We start from the raw sequence: 19,278 nt of genomic DNA, 5'->3' as shown, positions 1-19,278 counted from the left end.
TCTGATCGTTTCTGACATTAACGCAAAAAATTGTCCTCCCAGCTAACATTATGTGACAGAAAAAAGATTCTGGATTTATTCACGGATAATCATAATGATTGGAGGGATAAAATGACACCCGACGCTTCTTTCAGATAATCCACGTATTGGTGAGCAATTGTTCCAGTTCAAACCTCGAGATGTAAGACGTCTTATCGTTAAACAATACGAAATACGCTACGAAATCAAAGCTAATATCATTTATCTATTGCCACTTTGGCACACAAGGAGGGAAAGAAAATACCAGCGGCAAAGTCAATCACATAAGACAGTAGAAATATATGCTGATTGTTATCTTGAAAGCCAAGAAACTTATGACAATGACAAGCCTGCTAAACGATTAAGGTCAAATGTTCACAGTATTACGACCCTGTTACGGCCTTGATCTTTTGCCAGATAAAGTGCTTGATCTGCTTTTTTTATTATACCATCAAGCAAAACATCGTTATTCTCAACAACTGTCATTCCAATGCTAACAGTAAATTTTATAAGCGCACCATCGTCGGTGCTGACTTCTATCTTCGATAAATTCCCTCGCAGTCTCTCGGCTACGGTTGAGGCCTGATGAATGTTTGATTCTGGCAGTAGAATAATAAATTCTTCTCCTCCCCACCTGCCAAACATGTCGGTCGCTCTCAGGATCCCATAAATTTCTGCAACCAGAAGCTTTAAAACTTTATCACCAGAATCGTGCCCATGGGTATCATTAATGTTTTTGAAGTGGTCAATATCCAGCATTAGAAGAGAAAATTTATGATCATATCGTTGACTCCTGTCTAGCTCCTGCTCAAAAAGCTGCAGGAATGCCCGCCTATTCTTTGCACCCGTCAATGGATCTGTGGTCGCGAGTTTTTCTAGATCATTTTCCAGCTTTTTTCGCTTGGTAATGTCGGCAATTATCACTATTATTTCAGAAAATTTTCCGGATATGTCCAAAGACCTGGAAAAGGAAATATGAAAATACTGTTCGTTAACATTAAGAGTCCTTTCCCCCTGCTGCTTTTGTTCTTTACCCCAAACAAAAGCAGCATAGCTCTCTGCCAACCAGGGAAACTCTTCTGCAAATACTAGCTTTTCCTCATTATCTGTATAGTATCCTGATCCAGAAACTGAATTAATATTAAACATCCTGGAAGCGGCCAGGTTCATATTTTCGATATTCCCATCAGGGGAAACAATAAAAACAGGCTCGGATAAACTTTCGAAAATAGTGAGATATTTGTTCTTTTCGTTTGTCATCTGCCGGTTTCGATCTTGTAACTCATCAACCAACTGGTCTTGTTCTGAAGAAGCCCAGGCTGTACAAAAAGAAATCTCCACACGATCAAAGAACCTGTTGATTAAATTGACAAAATATTGTTTTTCTGATGTAGTAAACTGTGATTCTTTGATTAAATCCTGATAGGACTGATGGTAATATTTCATCAGCCCAAGAAACATCTCAAGACTGATCCCTCGCTCCCTGTGGCGCCTGGCTTCTATGATGCCAAACTGTGTCGCTGGATCTCTGGTGTAATCTTCTTTGGGACCCAGCTCAATATCGTCTCCTCTTACTTCAATCAACTCAACAAGGGATTTTGACAACCCTGAAATGGATAAACGCCAAGCCTCTTTCAAAGTGGAAGTATACTTTGTGTAATCTCTTTGTTGAGCATACTTCAGAATTCTCCCCATGAGCCAATCTTCATGGTCATTTATATATTGTACAAACGTGTCTATCATGTCCCTCAATCAGCTCCAAAATTCCGAATATTTCTCGAAGAGAAATTCCATCTCATTCTTCTATTGTTCCGTCTTTTTTACCTTCATCATACCAATCCTGTCCGCTATACAACTTATCCGAACATTCCATACACATCCCGTGGCTGAATACTGCCTTAGAATGTTCAGAAATATATTGATCGACCTGCTGCCAGAAACCTTCATCATTTCTTATTTTATGACATGTGGAGCAAATGGGAATAATCCCCCGTAAGGTTTTAATCTCATCAAGTGATTTTTGAAGCGCAACGACCAGTTTTTCTCTTTCTATTTCTACCTTCTTTTTTTCAGTGATATCCTCAAAAATACAGGCAAAGTGATTTTTTGCTGGCCGATAAGCTGAAATATAAAAATATTTGTCCAATTCCACACTATAATTTTCGAAACAAACTGAATCTCCGGACAGGACAACCTTGCCATACTTGTCAATCCAAGACTTCTCAGTACCGGGAAGAATTCCCAACACAGTTCCACCTATTACATCTTTTGCTTTCAGACCTGTTATTCTTTCAAATGCCGGGTTAACAGCCAAAAACTTATAATCAATTGGCCGATTGTTATTGTCAAAAATAATCTCATGCAGGGCAAAGCCATTAATCATTCCATTAAAGAGCGATTTATACTGCTCGTTAGATGCATTAAGCTCTGAAGTACGTTCAGTAACGATCTGTTCAAGATTATCAACGTGTCTTCGTAATTTCTTCGACATCTGGTTAAAAGCAGTCGCCATTTCACCTAAATCATGAGTAAATGGTACCGGTACTTCTTCACCTAAATGTTCATCGTTTTCAATAATCTGAATTGCTTTCTTCCTTATCCGACTAAGCGGCTCAACCATAAAAAATCTAAAAATAAGAAATTGAACAACCATCAAGAAACAGAAGGAAAGTGCCAAAACAATCAAAGTTTTCCTAGAGTACTTATCAGCGTTCGCATAGGCTTTAGAAAGTGGGATCTTGATTGAAATTGCAGATACAACGTCATCCACCTTTCGCCCGAAACTGCGCTCGGGGCCATACATGTCACTTAAGCCTTTAGGGGCATTTTCAGGAATAGTGTGGCAACGAAGACAGGATTGCACCATTACTTCACCACGTTTAAGAATCATAAAATAATATTGGCCGTCTACCTCGCGAATAAGTGTACGTTCTTTTAACAGGGGATCTGTGTTGAGATCCTGTAAAAAAGATCTCTCAAAAGCATCGGCTTCATTTTCAGGACTACGCGCATTGATAGCACACTCCTTATAATAGAAATCCTTCGAGCCTAATAATTTAAAATATTTATCTATTTCACGGACTGCATAGGTTGACGACATCCAGCTTGGCTCAAAGTAATCCTCAGGACGATACGGATCAGAAAGTTTAAAAACCGCTGGTTTAAGTTGTTTTGCAAAAAATGTATGAGTCGCAAGATTTCTATCTAGGATGATTTTTGCCTTTTCCTGGGCTTCTATCAATGCCTGTTTCTTCATATGTGCTTTGTCGATCATGAAAATAAAGATTGAAACAAGAATCATGACGACAGCAATGCTGAGATTAAGACATATGCTGAGGCTGATTTTATGCTTGTTACTACCTTGTTTCTTTTTCATACACAGGCCTTAAATACGATTATGGGAAGTGAGGGGGGGGGGGACAAATGCCAACAGAAAACTTGGCGAGAAAACAGCTTATTAAGTGCTTCCATATAAATACTGGTACTATTTTCTTTGATACCTTTTAGTTTGACATTCATGGCTATGACAGTTGCCTATACTTACAGTTGCGGCGCACTGCTAATGAGCGTATTACTAACATAAGAAATGTTCCCAAGCACCGTTTTTCACACTACAGGAAGCGATATGGAACAAAATGGCAGGTGGGTAGTTGGATACCTGAGATCTCTCAGGGGCAGCGGCTTGAGAGAAACCGCCATTCGTCTGGATAGAAAAGAAGATAAAGAGCAAGGGATGTATGCCAGCAGATCAAGATAGTCACCATATCATGACTTGGGAAATGGGCACCTCTGACTTGCTGGGCTATACCAAAGGCTAGCCCTATGACCAAAGAAAACACGAGTCCATAGATCCTGTAAGGAGAGCGATATCTGAGAAATACGAAATACAAACTGAGAAAGCAGTAGCCACCGGATGCGTGCCCAGCCGGAAAAGCATTCCCGATCGGGGCACCAGCTGGCACAGGATCAAACAACCTGATATAGGGGAGGACACCGTTAAATACCTGCAGATCCCAGGGAGAATAAATATGGGTCATGTTTTTGCCTATACCGACAAGAGCTGGAGCAGCGGCACTGGCAAGAAGAAAATATAAAAGTATCTTTCGATACTGGACGAGCTCTTTTTTGAAATTGATACCAATAAAGGAAAGCAACCAGATAAGGGCAAAAACCTTATCAAACAATTGTCCTCCAGAGTGGAGAATATCTTCAAATAACCAATGATTACGATAAGGCCAGAGTTGCTTGTCTGAATCAAAAAACAGGGATACCCACCAGAGATCCAGACCGCTATATTCAAACGCAACACTAAGTGCGACGAGAAGAAAGGGAAGAAAGAGTATAAACGGAAAGGTCTGTTTGTTGATAGCACTTGTGGACATTGCTGTTGATTTACTCCAGACCAGCCAACGGTTATTTCGACATAGTCCTGATATTACCGCCAATCAAATCAAGTCCAAAACTTGGGTTATACAAAATATCCAGCTCGTTATTGTACACCCCCGTCTCGACCTCGAAGATACCGAGCAGGGTGTGAAACAGATTGTCATGACTGTATCGTTGATCCTTGTGTTTTTTGACCTTCTCCACATCAATCTTCTCCCGAATCTCATCTCCAAACCACATTAAAGAACCAATGTGAGTCTGAGCTTCCGGCGCAACAGCATATGGCATACCGTGTAAATATAACCCCTTTTCCCCAAGACTCTCGCCATGATCACTAAAATAAAGCATGGCAGTATTATGACTTTTGTCATATCCTTTTAATAACCCAATCACCTTGGACAGAAAATAGTCTGTGTACAACAGTGTATTATCATAGGCGTTGACGATTTCCTGCTGCGTGCATTCTTCCAGCTGGTTTGTCCTGCAGACCGGTTGGAACTTCTCAAATTCTTCCGGATACCTTTTGTAATAGGCTGGCCCATGATTTCCCATTTGATGAAGCACGATTAAAATGTCTCTTCCAGGATGCTGGTCTATGTAATGATCAAGGCCGGCCAGCATTCCTTCGTCTCTGCACTCACCATCTGAACAGACAGAGTTGTTTTCAGGTTTTGAATAATCTTCATAGGGAACCCGCAAAGCAACACCCTTCGAATCGGAATTATTGTCTCTCCATAAAACATCGATGGCATCTGTGTGGTTCAACACATCGAGAATATTTTCATTTGTCCTCCCTTTCCTGGGAGAATAGTCCTTCCTGTTGTAATGAGAAAACATACAGGGAACAGAGTATGCAGTTGATGTTCCACAGGAATACATTTCACTGAAATTCACTATTTTTTCCTGTGCCAGCAGTGGATTCGTCTCTCTTTCATAGCCGTTTAAGGAGAAGTGATCAGCCCTTACGGCTTCCCCTACCACCAAAATCACAAGTTCTTTACGGTCGTTGCGTTCTTCACCATGCCTCTTAACAACTTGGGCATCCTTCCCCAATGGCATCACGCCAGTTTCCTGGGGGCTAAGAATGTCTGCAGCGTATTTTCCTATGGAATAGAGGTAATAGGAGGGATTGGTATAATAGCGAAGCGGTTTATGTTCCCTGAAAAATGAGGTGTAAAACTTACTGAAACTGAAGATCATGACAGTTAATATCAGTATGGAAACAACACAATCTCTTGCCTTGTACAGAACAGTTTTTTTCAATGGAAGAGAAACAAGTTTCACTCGTTGAACAAGCAGGCTGGGGAGCACACCAAGGAGGAGGAGATAAGAGAGAACTCTCCAGCTTGCCAGATCGGATGTTTCTGATAAGTCCGTCTCCAATATACTCTGGATCATAATGTCATCTATGACCACATTATAATTATCCATAAAGTAGGCAGTAAAGGAGGAAATGATCAGCAGAATCACCAGTGTAGGTTTTATGGTATATCTTGACGTTATCAGAGTAAGAAAAAGAGTCAATATGGCTGTGAGACCTACAGCCAAGGAGCCAAGAAAGCCAATATTCTGAAAAGAGATCGGGTAAATACTGAAAACGTGTTGAAAAAAAGCAATATTGCCGAAGAGCACAAAAAACAGGGCCGTGGAAATAATAAGTTTTGTCGCGCTGACCTCTTTTTTCCCGGAATAGATGCCAAACACTCCTTTGAATACTCGCATTCCTCTGTTCACCGAAATATTGTTGTACACTATTGCCCCCTATCCTTAATGCCAGTTTCTGCGCCCCGCCAAGCTGAGGTAAATGGAAAGGAATGACAACCAATCATTACTACTGGCATCCTTCGCGGAAATTAATAAATAGCTTTATAACAGGGGAAGATGAAGAACAGATGAAGATGTCCACCGGTTAGAGCAACAAAATGGTACCTGATTACCACTAATCCTCAGCCTACCCGTCTGAGGAGGAGTTGTTTCATGTTGAGTATATGGGCATCTGCAGCCTGGACGGCCGCAGCAGAGCCCCCAGGGATGGGTTTATGGCGTCCCATATAATCGATACGGAACAGATCCGGGTTGCAAAGCTGAGTTTTGATGATAATCAGGCAATGGTATCCCTGCAGTCTTCACCGTTTCCTCATAAAAGGGTGCTAGAATACGGTGCGATTTTATTGTATGCTCCTGATCCACTCACAAAAGTGATGAATCGCGCTCGCTGGAATTAGCTCATAATGCAAACCGCCTGAAGGAAAAACATGAGAATTCTCATTGTTGACGACGAAGAGAACCTGGTTGAACAGATCCGGCTCGCCCTGACCCAGCAGAAATACACCGTTGATACGGCATTTGACGGAGAGGAGGCCCTGGAAAAAATATATGTTGAGCCCTATGACCTTATCTTACTGGATATAATGCTCCCCAAAAGGGACGGCTTTGGAGTACTCTTCGAGCTCCGTGACGAAAAGAACTCCACTCCGGTCCTGATGTTGACGGCCAAAGGAGCGATCGAGGATAAGATCAAAGGGTTGGATATGGGGGCGGATGACTACCTGGCCAAGCCCTTTTCCATGGAAGAACTCCTGGCAAGGATGCGTGCTCTGTTACGACGCAGCAACGAGCTTGTCTCACCAGTCCTGGAGGTTAATACTATCACCCTGGACCCTGCTAAAAGAGAGGTCCATAAGGACGGGCAACTGATTGAACTGACGCTAAAAGAATTCTCAATTCTTGAGTTCTTGATGTACAATATAAACAGGGCGATATCACGCGTAAGCATCGCTGAACATGTCTGGGGAGATGAATTTGATCCCTGGACCATGTCCAATTCTATAGATGTACATATCAAAAATCTACGAAAAAAAATTGATGATTCTAAGGGGCAGATTATTCGTACCGTTCGGGGTGTTGGCTATATAATCAAGGATGACGACAAGTGAAAATCCGCAACAAGATCACCCTCTGGATAACAGGTGCCGGGCTGCTCGCTGCACTCCTTTTTTCCATTGTCATCTCCTACGAACTGACTGAACAGCCTTTTGAACTATTGGATAAAGAGCTGGACAGCCAAGCGCATACCATTCTTGCCGGCCTCTCTCCCCAAAACGGCAGCCTGACGGCCCCATCAGATACAAGCATGCTGCTTTCACTGGGCAAACTGTACTGGTTCAAGGTCTTTGACCACAAACAAAATTGCATCTTCGCCTCCAACATGACCCAGTTTGTGGATATCCCGTTGAAGGGAAATGACAAACGGTACAATATCCATACGACAGTTCCGCTGGAAGCAACCTCCCTTGAACAGGATGAAAGTAATAAGGTTACCTTTCGGGTCCGCGTCGCCACTATTCTTTTCGAGGGAGAAAACTATCTGGTTCAGATTGCAAGACCAATAGAAAAACTCTGGGAAGAGATCCTCGAACTGGTTATTGCCATTGGAATCGGACTTGTTTTTTTCACGTTGGCTCTGCTTCTGTTTGGATATTTTGTCGCCGGTAAGATTCTCCAGCCAATCTCAGCCATTAATAGCCTGGCTCGGGAAATCAGTGAAAAAACCTTGGATCAAAGGATTCCACTGGGCAGGAATAAGGATGAACTTTATGCTCTTTCTTCGTCTCTGAATCAGATGTTTGACCGCTTACAGTTCTCTTTCAAGAAACAGAAAGAGTTCATCGCTAATGCTTCCCATGAATTAAAAACTCCAATTGCCTTACAGCGGCTCTTTTTTGACGAGGCAGTGCAACGCAATGACCTGCCGGAGAGTTTCAGACAGAAACTGGTAGCCCAGTCCGGTGTTACCCTTCGCATGAATCAACTGGTGAAAAATCTCCTTGATCTGTCGGCCCTTGAACGCAATGAAACTCTTGATTCGAAACTCACTGATTTGACGGAGTTGGCAAGATCGGTTTTCAAGGAATTTAACGAGATCATTCAAAGTGCTGGGATACGCCTTTTACTGGATATGGAAGATGCTATCCGTCTCCCTGTGGATACTGAGAAAATGCGGAGAGTTCTGATCAATCTGATTGACAACGCCATCAAGTATAACATTGAAACGAACGGTGAAATTCGTTTTTCTCTTCGGCGAAAAGACAACAGCATTATAATGGAGTTATCAAACACGGGCAAAACGATTCCCGAGGATGCACTGAAACAGCTCTTCAGCCAGTTTTATCGGGTTGAGAAATCACGGTCCACTGCCCTTGGTGGATCTGGGCTTGGTTTAACCATTGTTAAACGGATAGTAGAACTCCACCAGGGTACGATTGAGATCGGAAATGATGCTGCCCCTGTCAACCGGATCGTCGTCAGAATGATGTTTCCCCGCAGATTTTCTCTTTTTGAACCCATCCTTCAGATGCCACTTGCGTCAGTGGATAGATCGTTATTATAGAATAACGCATTATCGAAAAATCAGGGGAATCATGATTCTTCTTTTTTCGGATGTACAAAGGTGAATTATCGATGAAAACAATGCAGGTAATGTATGAAGAACCCGAATTTATCGTGGTAGTAAAGTCCAGTGGGCTGCTCTCGGTTCCCGGTCGTGGTTCGGAAAACCTGGATTGTGTCAGCGAGCGGGTAAAAGCATTGTATCCGGGCTGCATCGAACAGCCCTCGGTCCACCGCCTCGATATGGACACCTCGGGACTGTTGGTGGTCGCGCGAACCAAAGAAGTACATCGCAACCTCTCTATTCAATTTCAGGAGCGCGAGGTACATAAACGCTATATCGCCATTCTCGATGGCGAATTAGATGGCAGTGAAGGTGTCGTCGAACTTCCTTTCCGCCTCGACATTGATAATAGACCGCATCAGATTTACGATCCGGTTCACGGAAAAATAGGAATTACCCACTGGAAAAAGCTTCTGGTACAAGATGGTAAAACACGAATCGAGTTCACACCTCTCACCGGAAGAACCCATCAGCTGAGGGTTCACGCCGCTTCTGAACATGGTCTCGGAATACCTATTGTCGGCGATCCGCTCTACGGAACTGGAACCGGCCCTGGATTACTGAAACTACATGCCTGTTTCCTTTCCTTTGCTCACCCCAGGAGTGGTAAGAGACTCGAATTTTACTCTGAACCTCTCTTCTAATTGCCATGAAAAACAGTGCCGATATAAATTATTTGATTGATGCACTTCCCAACGACGCAACCTGCTACGGGTATTGTCCCGATTGCGATGAGGTTCATTATCTGACGGAGGGAAACAGCCGCAGATATGCGCTTGAGCTGATGGCAGAACTCGAGGAGAACAAACGGATTGACTTTCACCGACCAGATCCGGAGCCACTATTCTCCACAGACTGCCTCTGGGGAAAAAGAGGCGGACAGATGTTTGGGGTTTTGGAATGTGTTGATGGTGATGGGAACACCGTAGTGCTTCGAGCATTTTCTGGACAGTTTAATACACGCTGGCAGGCAGAGGGCTGGGTGTCACCGACCTTTGACCTGGCTGGATACTCACAGCTTATGGCAAAAATCGAGTCGGCGATCGAGCAAATGACTGCCGATATTGAGTCCTGCAAACAACAATCAGACCATTGTAGATGCAAATTCGAAGAAGCCATGGGTTCTGGTGGTCGTGCGACACAAAAAGACTGGCGCCGGCAGATGAAGGCGGCCTTGAAAGCGCTCGACCTTGCAAAGAAAAACCGAAGAACATATTCCCAATCCATGATGAATGTCTTTCTGGATCTCTATCAACTCCAAAACTTCAAAGGGAATCAGCGTTCCATCCTGAATGTCTTTTATGAAGACCGCGGTATCCCGACCGGCACCGGCGACTGCTGCGCCCCAAAACTCCTCCACGCCGCCGCCCAAAAAAGGCTTACGCCTCTCGGACTGACTGAATTCTACTTTGGCAGGGAAAGCAAATCTTCTACACGATTCCACAAAGTGTTCTATCCTGGCTGCAAAAACAAATGCCAGCCAATCCTGGGCTACATGCTCTGCGGCCTATAAGAGATAAAAAATTACTTTTCAATTCGTTTTCAATTGATACGTCTAATTTGCACTACGCGCTTTAGCGAGTTGAAAAGTTGAAGATGGATATCTGTTAGCCAAGCGTAAGATATTTCTTTAGCTATTATTTTGCTTTTTGTTAATGTACTTCCTTTAATGAACCGGTAGCATATTTATGGATCAGGCTTCCTATCAAGGTCTGGTAAGGCAGCCCCTCCCTTGCGGCCTGTAACTTGATGGATTCAAGGTCATTTTCTGAAATACGGATATTGATATTTTTATTCTTTCGCATTGTTGCAAGGGCAGCAGTAATCAACGACTCGGAAACAGGACTTTTCTCCATTTTACCGGACTCATATCTGTCCAATATTTCCTGTTCATAGACATCAAGTTTGTTTTTTTCTTTTTTCTTAGTCATTTTCCTCACCTCGTAATCGTTTCTGTTCCTTACGGCTTGGAATGATAGTTTTCAGAAAATAATTCTCACCGTCAATGACATATGGTACCAAATGGGCATATTTATGGATCACAACGGTCAGAATTCGCTGATTGGGATATTTTTCCTTATTCCAGTGTGGCACATCGTTGACAGCATAGCCATCAGCAATTGCCTGGACAACTTCATCAAAGAAAAAAGGGGGTCAAGTCTGCCTTTGACCTTTCTCTTAGGTCGAGCAGCAAAAGCTATGGACAACCCCTTGGTTTACCGACTATTTCCCCACGTAGCCAAGCGTAAAAACAACTGGGAAGCCCCTGAAGATTACTTCCTGAAAATCCAAAGCAAGATTGACAGCACCACAGAAATAACAATGCAGGAAGTCAGAGGCAGGTAAAACTTAAACCCCCAGGACTTGAAGACGAAATCACCGGGTAACCGACCCAGATTAAATTTCTGCAATAATGGCCAGCAAACACCAAGTAAGACGAAAATAAGACCAATGATGATCAGTGTTTTTGCCATAATTCAGTAATCACTTCGGCAATCGCTCAACAACATTGTCATAGCAGGGCGATTCAGGCCGAAGTTGGAGTTTCTTGCCAAACGTTCGCTCCAGTCGGACAACCCGTTCCTTGGTATCACTACCGTTACGCAAAAAATCTTCCATCTGATTAATTTCCCGTCGGATAGCAATCTCTTCCGGAACATAGCCTCCAAGTTTCAAAACCCCGTAGGCCATTCTTCTGTCTGAAGGAATATTGTGAAATGTTTCCTGGTATAACATCAGGATCCAGGTACCAAAACGATTTCGCTCAACCGTCGTTTTGGTACGTGATGTACACCATCCCCATCACGCCAATAGCGAATATCACCATCGTGTTCCATTTCTTCCAGAACCACTTCTTCCGCCGGGTAACCAAGAGCTAAAACAAGCAACGGCTTATAACGATTTTCCAGATCTAAACTTCTGCCAATGGCATCTTTTGAGAAAGCCCCGATCCGACATCCGAAGATCCCCCGTTCTGCAGCCCCGAGCAAGATATTCTGGCTGGCAATGCCCAAATCGATATACACTTCATTTTCCGGCTCTTCACATCGCTTGGTGTCAAGCAAACACAGTATGTAGGCGACTGGTCGTTCTCCTGCTTCTGGCCCCGGCCAATCACTCAGATATCCGGCCCAACCGAGCAACGGGAATATTTCTTCGCACTGCTCGCTGGCAGTAATCAACATATAACAAAGCGGCTGGCGGTTTCTGGCAGACCCCCCGAGCCGGGCCAGATCAACCAGATCCAGCAGGATCTCTTGGGAAATTTTTATTTCCCCCTGAAACTTGCGTACCGTACGGGTCTTTCTAATAATATCCTGTATCATGTTTTGCTCATGTCTGGTGTCTCAGCCGATCGTAGTGACGGCCAAATTGTTTTCATATAGATATTCGTTGAAACTCACGAGACCTCTGTATTGCTATTGTGCGGTGATAAGCTTTTCACGACTTTCCAGTCTCATCCTTACTGATTATATCACGATATCATCAGGGAATTGCAGATTATTTTTTAGGAATAGCGGGGAAATACAAATTGGTGTTATTCATACTCGATTAGTTTCGATGTACACAATTGAACCCCGGGAAAGAACTTGTGACCTTCATGCACCAATTATTTATCCAACTCCACAATCTCTTGAATCATTGGTGATCCATATTTTGCCCCACCTGTCTTCACCTGCAAATTTGCTAGAATCTGGCATACCCCACTACTGTGGGTATGGCCACAGAGAACTGTCATCTGCTTATCAGGAAAACCTTCCATAAATTTCACCAACACATCTCCCACCGCTTTGCATGAAAAGTGAGGAAGCCAATCATCAGCTGAGACTTCCCCTTCATGCCAGCAAGACTCTTTGAAAGGAGGAATGTGAGTCAACACAATCACATGCTTAAAGTGCTCCAAAGCTCCAGGTAAGACATCTTGGAAATGAGTAGCGGCTAGGTCTCCTAAGCTGTTGAGCACAGCCAGCCGGGCAATTTCTCCCGCCTTAACGAAATTTTGTAGTAATAGGGGACGCACCACGTTTAATGCTCCTGCACTGCACTAAAAACCGTAGTACGGTCCCCTATTATTCAATGTAAGACTGAATCGACAGTTCCGATTGAGGAAGCTATATTGACTTGAAAATCCCAGGAAAATAGTATCGTGTTTCTGTGTTTTTCTGATTTTTTTAACAGATAGTGCAAATAATGTTGATGCCGTCCACATCATCTACAAACAGCTACAGATCAATTTAATTGCCTTTTTTCAGTATATCGAACGGCCTGTAAAGAATCTGGAAAGGTTTCTTTACTGAGCCAAAAAAAACCACTATTTTTCAGTTGTATCTCGTCTCTGTGAACAAAACGTTTCTTCTTGTCTTCAGCAAGTAGATAGATACCGTTTGTACTCTGATCGACCAGGTAAAAAACTCCACTGGAACGCCACTCAACAAGGGCATGCCGGCGAGAAACCATAAGACCATCAACAACCACCGTATTAGTATCTCCTCTACCAAAAGTAACCTGTGGATTTTCCTGGCTTACCTTTATTTCAACCCCCTGGAAACATAGATTCATTGTTGTACAACTTTCTGTTACACAATTATTGCCGAAATCACTTAACCGACCAACTACAGTCAGATCGGACACCTCTCCCCAAGTTAATTCACAGAGCTGAATGCATTTATCCTTTCCATGTATATGAACTTCTTTCAATTGACGTGCGGTAGCTCGTAAAGCTGGGGGGAGTTCTCTCAGAGTTTCGCTGGTTGTAATAATCTGGTCTGCTTTTGCCTGTGCGACCATCCGGGCGGCGACGTTAACGGCATCACCAAAAACATCATCTTTTTCTATAATTACGTCCCCCATATGAAAACCAACTTTCATCTGCAAACGCACATCAAGATAATCATTCGATACGGAAACTTTTTCCTGGATCAAAATAGCTGTCTCAGCTGCTTTATCTATTGCTGAGAACACACACATCACCTCGTCACCAATAGTCTTAATCACAGTCCCCTTATTACCGGTAATAACATCACTTACCAGATCAAGACAATGGGAGGTCAGCTCTCGTGCTTTTTCATTCCCTAAGTTCTCATAAAGACGGGTACTCCCAACAATATCAGCAAAGAGAATCACCAGGTTTTTTTTGTCTGCATTGGCTTCCGACTTTTGTAAAAATACACATAGAGGAACATACGAGCAAGCGTCTGCAACACTCAACTAACATTGGTATATCAAACAGCTAGTGAAATTTCAAGACTGGGCAAATAAAAGAGAAATGGTATACTGGTGGTGACATATCAGCTCCTCAGTTAACTTTACAGAAGCCTACCAGGGTTGACCAAGGGGTCACAAGTCTACTTTTGAATTTTGAGTATTATAGCAGCTATTACTTCAAGGATTTCAACGCAGGGCATATGGCTTCAGAAATTTTAGAAAGTATCGGTTACGAGTAAGACTTCTGGGTGGGTAAAAAACTTGAAATTTGATCTATCTTGGGTGGCTGGATGTAAGACATCCCCTTTCTTTGGTGGAGAGCAAAAAAGAGCCCAAAACGAAAATAACCCGTTAATATTGATTTGACAATATTAACGGGTTATCAAGTGTTTCTGGTGGCGATGCAGGGAATTGAACCCCGGACACTACGGATATGAGCCGTATGCTCTAACCATCTGAGCTACATCGCCAATATGTAAAGAGGAAGATATTTACCTTATTCCTCTTTCACTGTCAACTTTTTTCAATATGAAAAAGTTGACAACAAAAAAAAGAAGGATCTCGTAAAGGAGATCCTTCTTTGTATTGCTCAAGCGTTCAGAAAGGACTGAACAGAGGGGAACTACATCATTCCGCCCATGCCGCCCATTCCACCCATTCCGCCCATTCCTCCTGGAGGCATACCCATTCCGCCGGCTCCACCATCTTCATCTGGATGTTCAGCAATCACACATTCTGTAGTCAGAAGCATTCCTGAAACAGAGGCGGCGTTCTGCAGTGCAGTACGGGTAACTTTTGCAGGATCAATAACCCCGGCAACGATCAGGTCTTCATATTCTTCAGTCGCAGCGTTGAAACCGTTAGAGCCTTTAAGGCCTTTTACGTGCTCAACAACAACGGAGCCTTCGCAGCCTGCATTGCTAGCAATCTGACGTACGGGCTCTTCAAGAGCACGAAGAAGGATTTTCTTACCAAGGTCCTGCTCACCCTCGAGTTTCAAGGCGGCAAGAGCACCAAGACAACGAATATATGCAATTCCACCACCGGGAACAACACCTTCTTCAACTGCAGCGCGGGTTGAGTTCAATGCATCTTCAACGCGAGCCTTCTTCTCTTTCATTTCGATCTCAGTAGCAGCACCAACATTGATCACAGCAACACCACCGATCAGTTTGGCAAGACGCTCCTGAAGTTTCTCACTATCGTAATCTGAAGTGGAAGCATCAATCTGAGTACGAATCTGTTTAACGCGAGCTTCAAGCTGAGCTGTATCACCAGCACCATCAATAATGGTGGTATTATCTTTGTCTACAACAACACGCTTGGCAGTACCAAGATCGTTAATGGTTACGTTCTCAAGTTTGATTCCGAGATCTTCGGTAATAACCTGGCCACCAGTAAGAATCGCGATATCCTCAAGCATTGCTTTTCTACGATCGCCAAAGCCAGGAGCCTTAACAGCAGCAATATTAAGAGTGCCTCGAAGTTTGTTGACAACCAGTGTGGCAAGAGCCTCACCATCAACATCTTCTGCGATAATGAACAGTCCTCTGCCCATCTTGGCTACAGCTTCAAGCACTGGGAGAAGATCTTTCATGTTGGATACTTTCTTCTCAACAAGGAGGAAGTAAGGATCTTCCATGTTTACTTCCATACGATCTGCATCGGTTACAAAATAAGGGGAGAGGTAACCGCGATCAAACTGCATACCCTCTACAACGTCGAGAGTGGTATCCATGGACTTGGCTTCTTCAACGGTGATAACACCCTCTTTACCAACTTTGTCCATAGCCTCTGCAATGATAGCACCGATGGTGGCATCACTGTTTGCAGAGATGGTTCCAACCTGAGCAATTTCTGACTGCTCTTTGGTAGGTTTGGCAATTTTTTTAAGCTCTGCGACAACGACATCAACGGATTTGTCGATTCCACGCTTGATCTCCATCGGGTTGCCACCGGCTGCAACAAGCTTTGCGCCTTCACGGTAAATAGCCTGAGCAAGAACGGTCGCTGTGGTGGTACCATCACCAGCAACATCAGAGGTCTTTGAAGCGACTTCGCGTACCATCTGTGCGCCCATGTTCTCTATCTTATCCTTAACCTCAACCTCTTTGGCAACTGTTACACCATCTTTGGTGATAGTTGGTGCGCCAAAAGATTTCTCGATCAGAACATTTCGACCCTTGGGACCAAGTGTTACTTTTACTGCATTAGCAAGAGTATTAACACCAGCGAGAATGGACTCGCGGGCCTTTACTCCGTATTTAATATCTTTTCCAGCCATAATTTAAATCTCCTCTATAGGGTATTGACGGATAGTATTCGTTACTTCTCTACGATTCCAAGAATATCATCTTCACGCATGATAAGGAAATCCTCACCATCGAGCTTCACATCGGTTCCGCCGTACTTAGAAAAGAGAACCATATCTCCTTCTTTTACCTGCAGAGCAATACGCTCACCATTGTCAGCAACTTTACCAGGACCAACGGCTATAACTTCACCTTCAGCTGGTTTCTCTTTGGCACTATCTGGAATAATAATACCACCTGCTGTCATTGTTTCTTCTTCGAGTCTCTTGACAAGGAGACGATCATTTAATGGACGAATTTTCATTTACTTCCTCCTGTGGAACGTATGATTGCATATAAGGTTTCGAGATCCAAGTCCCATTTTTATATGCTTTGATAAATTGGTTTACTACCGGTTGTCTTCAAACTGCGCAAAACTATAGGTTTGCTTTTATGAAAATCAAGGGGCCAACACTAAAAAAACAGCATCGGCCCCAAGTTTTTGAAACTATGTGATTATTTAATGCAGAACGCGCGGAGGGCAGGAAAACAGTTAACCGACCCGAACAATCCATTTAAAAGGATCGTCCTGTCTTCCGTTTTGGATAGCCTGTAACTCATCGAAGAGGCGCTGAGACAACTCGCCGGTTTTACCATCTGCCACAACATGCTTCTTCTCCTGGTAGCAGAGTTCTCCAATGGGGGCAATTACTGCTGCAGTGCCGGAACCAAAAGCCTCCTTCAGACTACCATCTTCAATGGCAGCCAAGACTTCATCTATGGTGATCTGTTTTTCTATTACATTCACCCCCCAGCTTCTAGCCAGCTGGATAACGGAATCACGTGTGATACCTCCGAGGATAGATCCGTTAAGAGGCGGGGTAATCAAATCTTCACCAATCTTAAAGAAGATATTTGAGGTTCCGACTTCTTCAATATACTTACGTTCACAGGCGTCAAGCCAGAGCACCTGGGTATACCCTGCCCTATGTGCTTCTTCTGCCGCCATGATTGATGCTGCGTAATTACCCGCGGTTTTGACATGCCCCACACCACCTTTGACTGCCCGGACATATTTGTCTGTCACCCAGATCTTGGTGGGATTAAAACCTTCAGCGTAGTAGGCACCAACCGGGGACATGATGACGAAGAAATAGTATTGACTGGAGGGCCGGACACCAAGTGCCGGCTCAACAGCAACCATGGTAGGACGAAGATAGAGTGTTGCGCCATCACCACTGGGGATCCAGTCCCGATCGAGATAGACAAGAGCCTTAATGCCTTTCAGGACCTTATCCACAGGAATACGCGGCATACACATACGAAGTGCCGAGCTGTTCATGCGCTCCAGATTATCTTCAGGGCGAAACATGTAGATCTGGTCATTTTCACCCTTATAGGCTTTTAAACCTTCGAAGATCGCCTGACCGTAGTGATAAACCATGGCAGCAGGATCCATGCTGAAATTCTGATAGGGACAGATTTCAGCATTATGCCAGCCATTTTCGCGATCCCATTTCATAAGGAACATGTGATCGGTGAAAAATTTACCGAAGCCGAGATTCTTTTGATCCGGCTTATCCTTTCGTTTCTCGGAGTCGCATCTAACCACCGATATATCTAAATCTTTCCACATGATGTGCCTCTTTTACGGTTTCCCTTTAAAACAACCGCAGTCCATTATATAGTGAATAGTAATTGTAAGGTGATCGGAAAATACTGTTTGGACAGTACTCTCCGGAAAGGACATAAAAGTACTCAACTCCGTGGAAATTGCAACATTTTCCTGCTTCAGGAGTAGAGAGGCGACAGAGAAAAGAATAAAATGAATGAACACTCCACGCCACCGGTAAAACTGACAAACAGGCCCAATTCCATGAGAATCTGGTATTTCCTGTTTATTTTCCTTATCTCCATCCTTTTTCTTGGCCACATCCTCTGGCCCTTCTGGTCTATCCTGGTGCTCTCCTTTCTGCTCACTAATATTTTCCGACCTGTCTATCGAATACTCTCCAGAAAAATACCTGAAACAGGGGCATCAATATTCACCTGCCTCCTCATAATATTCATAGTTTTCATCCCACTCCTCTTTTTTGTCGGGGCCCTCTCAAGCGAGGCATTAGGCCTTTATCACTGGGGACGCAGCACTCAGGTAGGGATGAAACTTCAGATCTTCCTCCAGGACAGTCCACTCATTCTCCAGTTTCAGGACTACCTCAAAGGATTTGGCTTCAGTTTTGAACCAGCCCAGATCACTTCGATGTTTTCCTATCTAGCCAAAATGGCAGGACTCTTTATTTACAACCAGGCGAGCTCCTGGGCGGCAAATATCCTTCAGTTTATCTTCCTCTTTTTTATGATGATTCTGACCATCTTTTTTCTACTCATCGATCAGGACAAATTGATCAAATTTATAATTGCCGTATCACCACTCCCGGACGATGAGGACAGGTTACTCCTGGAAAAATTCGAGGAAATTGCTAATGCCATACTAAAAGGAAACGGTATCTGCGGCCTGATACAGGGTATACTGGGAGGTGTCGTTTTTTCCATCATGGGCCTGAGTTCGCCTCTTCTCTGGGGTGGCATCATGGCCATTCTGGCCTTCCTTCCCATATTCGGCATTGGCCTTGTAATGATACCAACTGCCCTGATCCTTATGCTGAACGGCAGTGTAGGGCAGGGTGTTTTTATCTTTTTCTTCTATCTCTCCCTTTCCTTTTCTATCGAATATCTGGTAAAACCCAAGATGGTTGGGAATGAGGTGCAGATGCATACTCTGCTGGTGTTTTTGTCTATCCTCGGAGGCCTCAGTGTTTACGGGGTATTGGGCATTATTTATGGGCCTTTGATAGTCACCGGTTTTCTGACACTGACGGAGATCTATTTTGCCAAATACGACCAATATGTTCAACGAATGTGAGC

At 43.7% G+C, this 19,278-nt stretch carries 20 protein-coding genes, 1 tRNA gene and 1 pseudogene; 7 read left to right on the top strand and 15 right to left on the bottom strand.

Annotated elements, in window-relative coordinates; translation table 11 throughout:
- Positions 1–118: 118 nt before the first annotated feature.
- Positions 119–277: pseudogene (locus UWK_RS20135) on the top strand (type II toxin-antitoxin system RelE/ParE family toxin); the annotation flags it as partial.
- Positions 278–393: 116 nt separating this feature from the next.
- On the opposite strand, the gene UWK_RS06935 reads toward UWK_RS20135, so the two are convergent.
- From UWK_RS06935 to UWK_RS06920, 4 genes are all read right to left on the bottom strand, one after another.
- Positions 394–1,761, bottom strand: a complete 1,368-nt coding sequence (locus tag UWK_RS06935) for a sensor domain-containing diguanylate cyclase (protein WP_015403644.1) — start codon at positions 1,759–1,761, stop codon at positions 394–396.
- A gap of 52 nt (positions 1,762–1,813) precedes the next feature.
- On the bottom strand, positions 1,814–3,394 hold the full coding sequence (locus UWK_RS18335; RefSeq protein WP_015403643.1) for a c-type heme family protein: 1,581 nt from the start codon (positions 3,392–3,394) through the stop codon (positions 1,814–1,816).
- 292 nt (positions 3,395–3,686) lie between these two features.
- On the bottom strand, positions 3,687–4,400 hold the full coding sequence (locus UWK_RS06925; protein ID WP_015403642.1) for a phosphatase PAP2 family protein: 714 nt from the start codon (positions 4,398–4,400) through the stop codon (positions 3,687–3,689).
- Between the two features lie 31 nt (positions 4,401–4,431).
- The gene (locus UWK_RS06920; protein WP_015403641.1) at positions 4,432–6,126 is read right to left on the bottom strand and encodes a phosphoethanolamine transferase; all 1,695 of its coding nucleotides are present in this window, start codon (positions 6,124–6,126) and stop codon (positions 4,432–4,434) included.
- Positions 6,127–6,443: 317 nt separating this feature from the next.
- Between UWK_RS06920 and UWK_RS19315 the strand changes: the two genes are divergently transcribed.
- The 5 genes from UWK_RS19315 to UWK_RS06895 all read left to right on the top strand — a co-directional run bounded on the left by UWK_RS19315 (position 6,444) and on the right by UWK_RS06895 (position 10,370).
- Positions 6,444–6,629 (top strand): hypothetical protein, encoded by a 186-nt coding sequence (locus UWK_RS19315; protein WP_153304847.1) that lies wholly within the window; start codon positions 6,444–6,446, stop codon positions 6,627–6,629.
- 30 nt (positions 6,630–6,659) lie between these two features.
- Complete coding sequence (locus UWK_RS06910) at positions 6,660–7,340, top strand: response regulator transcription factor (RefSeq protein WP_015403640.1); 681 nt, start codon at positions 6,660–6,662, stop codon at positions 7,338–7,340.
- Positions 7,337–8,794 (top strand): sensor histidine kinase, encoded by a 1,458-nt coding sequence (locus tag UWK_RS06905; protein ID WP_015403639.1) that lies wholly within the window; start codon positions 7,337–7,339, stop codon positions 8,792–8,794. Before UWK_RS06910 ends, UWK_RS06905 begins: the two co-directional genes overlap by 4 nt.
- Before the next feature lie 71 nt (positions 8,795–8,865).
- A complete protein-coding gene (locus tag UWK_RS06900) occupies positions 8,866–9,501 on the top strand; it encodes an RluA family pseudouridine synthase (protein ID WP_015403638.1) in 636 nt (211 codons plus the stop codon).
- A 5-nt stretch (positions 9,502–9,506) separates the two neighbouring features.
- On the top strand, positions 9,507–10,370 hold the full coding sequence (locus UWK_RS06895) for a hypothetical protein (RefSeq protein WP_015403637.1): 864 nt from the start codon (positions 9,507–9,509) through the stop codon (positions 10,368–10,370).
- 139 nt (positions 10,371–10,509) lie between these two features.
- On the opposite strand, the gene UWK_RS06890 is transcribed toward UWK_RS06895, so the two are convergent.
- The 11 genes from UWK_RS06890 to UWK_RS06845 form a co-directional block, all read right to left on the bottom strand.
- The gene (locus UWK_RS06890; protein WP_015403636.1) at positions 10,510–10,788 is read right to left on the bottom strand and encodes a CopG family antitoxin; all 279 of its coding nucleotides are present in this window, start codon (positions 10,786–10,788) and stop codon (positions 10,510–10,512) included.
- Positions 10,781–10,951 (bottom strand): hypothetical protein, encoded by a 171-nt coding sequence (locus tag UWK_RS19310; protein ID WP_153304846.1) that lies wholly within the window; start codon positions 10,949–10,951, stop codon positions 10,781–10,783. Before UWK_RS19310 ends, UWK_RS06890 begins: the two co-directional genes overlap by 8 nt.
- 179 nt (positions 10,952–11,130) lie before the next feature.
- Positions 11,131–11,331 (bottom strand): DUF2905 domain-containing protein, encoded by a 201-nt coding sequence (locus UWK_RS18935; RefSeq protein WP_083907232.1) that lies wholly within the window; start codon positions 11,329–11,331, stop codon positions 11,131–11,133.
- Between the two features lie 10 nt (positions 11,332–11,341).
- On the bottom strand, positions 11,342–11,593 hold the full coding sequence (locus tag UWK_RS06880) for a DnaJ family domain-containing protein (RefSeq protein WP_015403634.1): 252 nt from the start codon (positions 11,591–11,593) through the stop codon (positions 11,342–11,344).
- Positions 11,593–12,183 (bottom strand): nitroreductase family protein, encoded by a 591-nt coding sequence (locus tag UWK_RS06875; protein ID WP_015403633.1) that lies wholly within the window; start codon positions 12,181–12,183, stop codon positions 11,593–11,595. Before UWK_RS06875 ends, UWK_RS06880 begins: the two co-directional genes overlap by 1 nt.
- Positions 12,184–12,467: 284 nt before the next feature.
- Positions 12,468–12,881, bottom strand: a complete 414-nt coding sequence (locus UWK_RS06870) for a hypothetical protein (RefSeq protein ID WP_015403632.1) — start codon at positions 12,879–12,881, stop codon at positions 12,468–12,470.
- 206 nt (positions 12,882–13,087) lie between these two features.
- Positions 13,088–13,981, bottom strand: a complete 894-nt coding sequence (locus UWK_RS06865; RefSeq protein ID WP_041916346.1) for an adenylate/guanylate cyclase domain-containing protein — start codon at positions 13,979–13,981, stop codon at positions 13,088–13,090.
- Between the two features lie 474 nt (positions 13,982–14,455).
- Positions 14,456–14,532 (bottom strand) — tRNA-Met (locus tag UWK_RS06860).
- Positions 14,533–14,684: 152 nt separating this feature from the next.
- Positions 14,685–16,346, bottom strand: a complete 1,662-nt coding sequence (gene groL, locus UWK_RS06855) for a chaperonin GroEL (RefSeq protein ID WP_015403630.1) — start codon at positions 16,344–16,346, stop codon at positions 14,685–14,687.
- Between the two features lie 41 nt (positions 16,347–16,387).
- Positions 16,388–16,678 carry a co-chaperone GroES gene (gene groES, locus UWK_RS06850; RefSeq protein WP_015403629.1) on the bottom strand — a complete coding sequence of 97 codons (291 nt, stop codon included), beginning with the start codon at positions 16,676–16,678 and terminating at the stop codon, positions 16,388–16,390.
- A gap of 228 nt (positions 16,679–16,906) precedes the next feature.
- Positions 16,907–17,989, bottom strand: a complete 1,083-nt coding sequence (locus UWK_RS06845) for a branched-chain amino acid aminotransferase (RefSeq protein ID WP_015403628.1) — start codon at positions 17,987–17,989, stop codon at positions 16,907–16,909.
- Between the two features lie 189 nt (positions 17,990–18,178).
- Between UWK_RS06845 and UWK_RS06840 the strand changes: the two genes are divergently transcribed.
- A complete protein-coding gene (locus UWK_RS06840) occupies positions 18,179–19,276 on the top strand; it encodes an AI-2E family transporter (protein WP_153304845.1) in 1,098 nt (365 codons plus the stop codon).
- Positions 19,277–19,278: the final 2 nt, after the last annotated feature.

This window comes from Desulfocapsa sulfexigens DSM 10523, assembly GCF_000341395.1.
Classification (GTDB): Bacteria; Desulfobacterota; Desulfobulbia; order Desulfobulbales; family Desulfocapsaceae; genus Desulfocapsa; species Desulfocapsa sulfexigens.
This window is presented reverse-complemented; position numbering and strand designations above follow the sequence as displayed.

What these genes read in the sequence shown, in the direction of transcription:
- UWK_RS06935 (WP_015403644.1), bottom strand. Translation starts at nt 1,761, where the DNA reads ATGATAGACACGTTTGTACAATATATAAATGACCATGAAGATTGGCTC.
- UWK_RS18335 (WP_015403643.1), bottom strand. Translation starts at nt 3,394, where the DNA reads ATGAAAAAGAAACAAGGTAGTAACAAGCATAAAATCAGCCTCAGCATA.
- UWK_RS06925 (WP_015403642.1), bottom strand. Translation starts at nt 4,400, where the DNA reads ATGTCCACAAGTGCTATCAACAAACAGACCTTTCCGTTTATACTCTTT.
- UWK_RS06920 (WP_015403641.1), bottom strand. Translation starts at nt 6,126, where the DNA reads ATGCGAGTATTCAAAGGAGTGTTTGGCATCTATTCCGGGAAAAAAGAG.
- UWK_RS19315 (WP_153304847.1), top strand. Translation starts at nt 6,444, where the DNA reads ATGGCGTCCCATATAATCGATACGGAACAGATCCGGGTTGCAAAGCTG.
- UWK_RS06910 (WP_015403640.1), top strand. Translation starts at nt 6,660, where the DNA reads ATGAGAATTCTCATTGTTGACGACGAAGAGAACCTGGTTGAACAGATC.
- UWK_RS06900 (WP_015403638.1), top strand. Translation starts at nt 8,866, where the DNA reads ATGAAAACAATGCAGGTAATGTATGAAGAACCCGAATTTATCGTGGTA.
- UWK_RS06895 (WP_015403637.1), top strand. Translation starts at nt 9,507, where the DNA reads ATGAAAAACAGTGCCGATATAAATTATTTGATTGATGCACTTCCCAAC.
- UWK_RS06890 (WP_015403636.1), bottom strand. Translation starts at nt 10,788, where the DNA reads ATGACTAAGAAAAAAGAAAAAAACAAACTTGATGTCTATGAACAGGAA.
- UWK_RS18935 (WP_083907232.1), bottom strand. Translation starts at nt 11,331, where the DNA reads ATGGCAAAAACACTGATCATCATTGGTCTTATTTTCGTCTTACTTGGT.
- UWK_RS06880 (WP_015403634.1), bottom strand. Translation starts at nt 11,593, where the DNA reads ATGTTATACCAGGAAACATTTCACAATATTCCTTCAGACAGAAGAATG.
- UWK_RS06875 (WP_015403633.1), bottom strand. Translation starts at nt 12,183, where the DNA reads ATGATACAGGATATTATTAGAAAGACCCGTACGGTACGCAAGTTTCAG.
- groL (WP_015403630.1), bottom strand. Translation starts at nt 16,346, where the DNA reads ATGGCTGGAAAAGATATTAAATACGGAGTAAAGGCCCGCGAGTCCATT.
- groES (WP_015403629.1), bottom strand. Translation starts at nt 16,678, where the DNA reads ATGAAAATTCGTCCATTAAATGATCGTCTCCTTGTCAAGAGACTCGAA.
- UWK_RS06845 (WP_015403628.1), bottom strand. Translation starts at nt 17,989, where the DNA reads ATGTGGAAAGATTTAGATATATCGGTGGTTAGATGCGACTCCGAGAAA.
- UWK_RS06840 (WP_153304845.1), top strand. Translation starts at nt 18,179, where the DNA reads ATGAATGAACACTCCACGCCACCGGTAAAACTGACAAACAGGCCCAAT.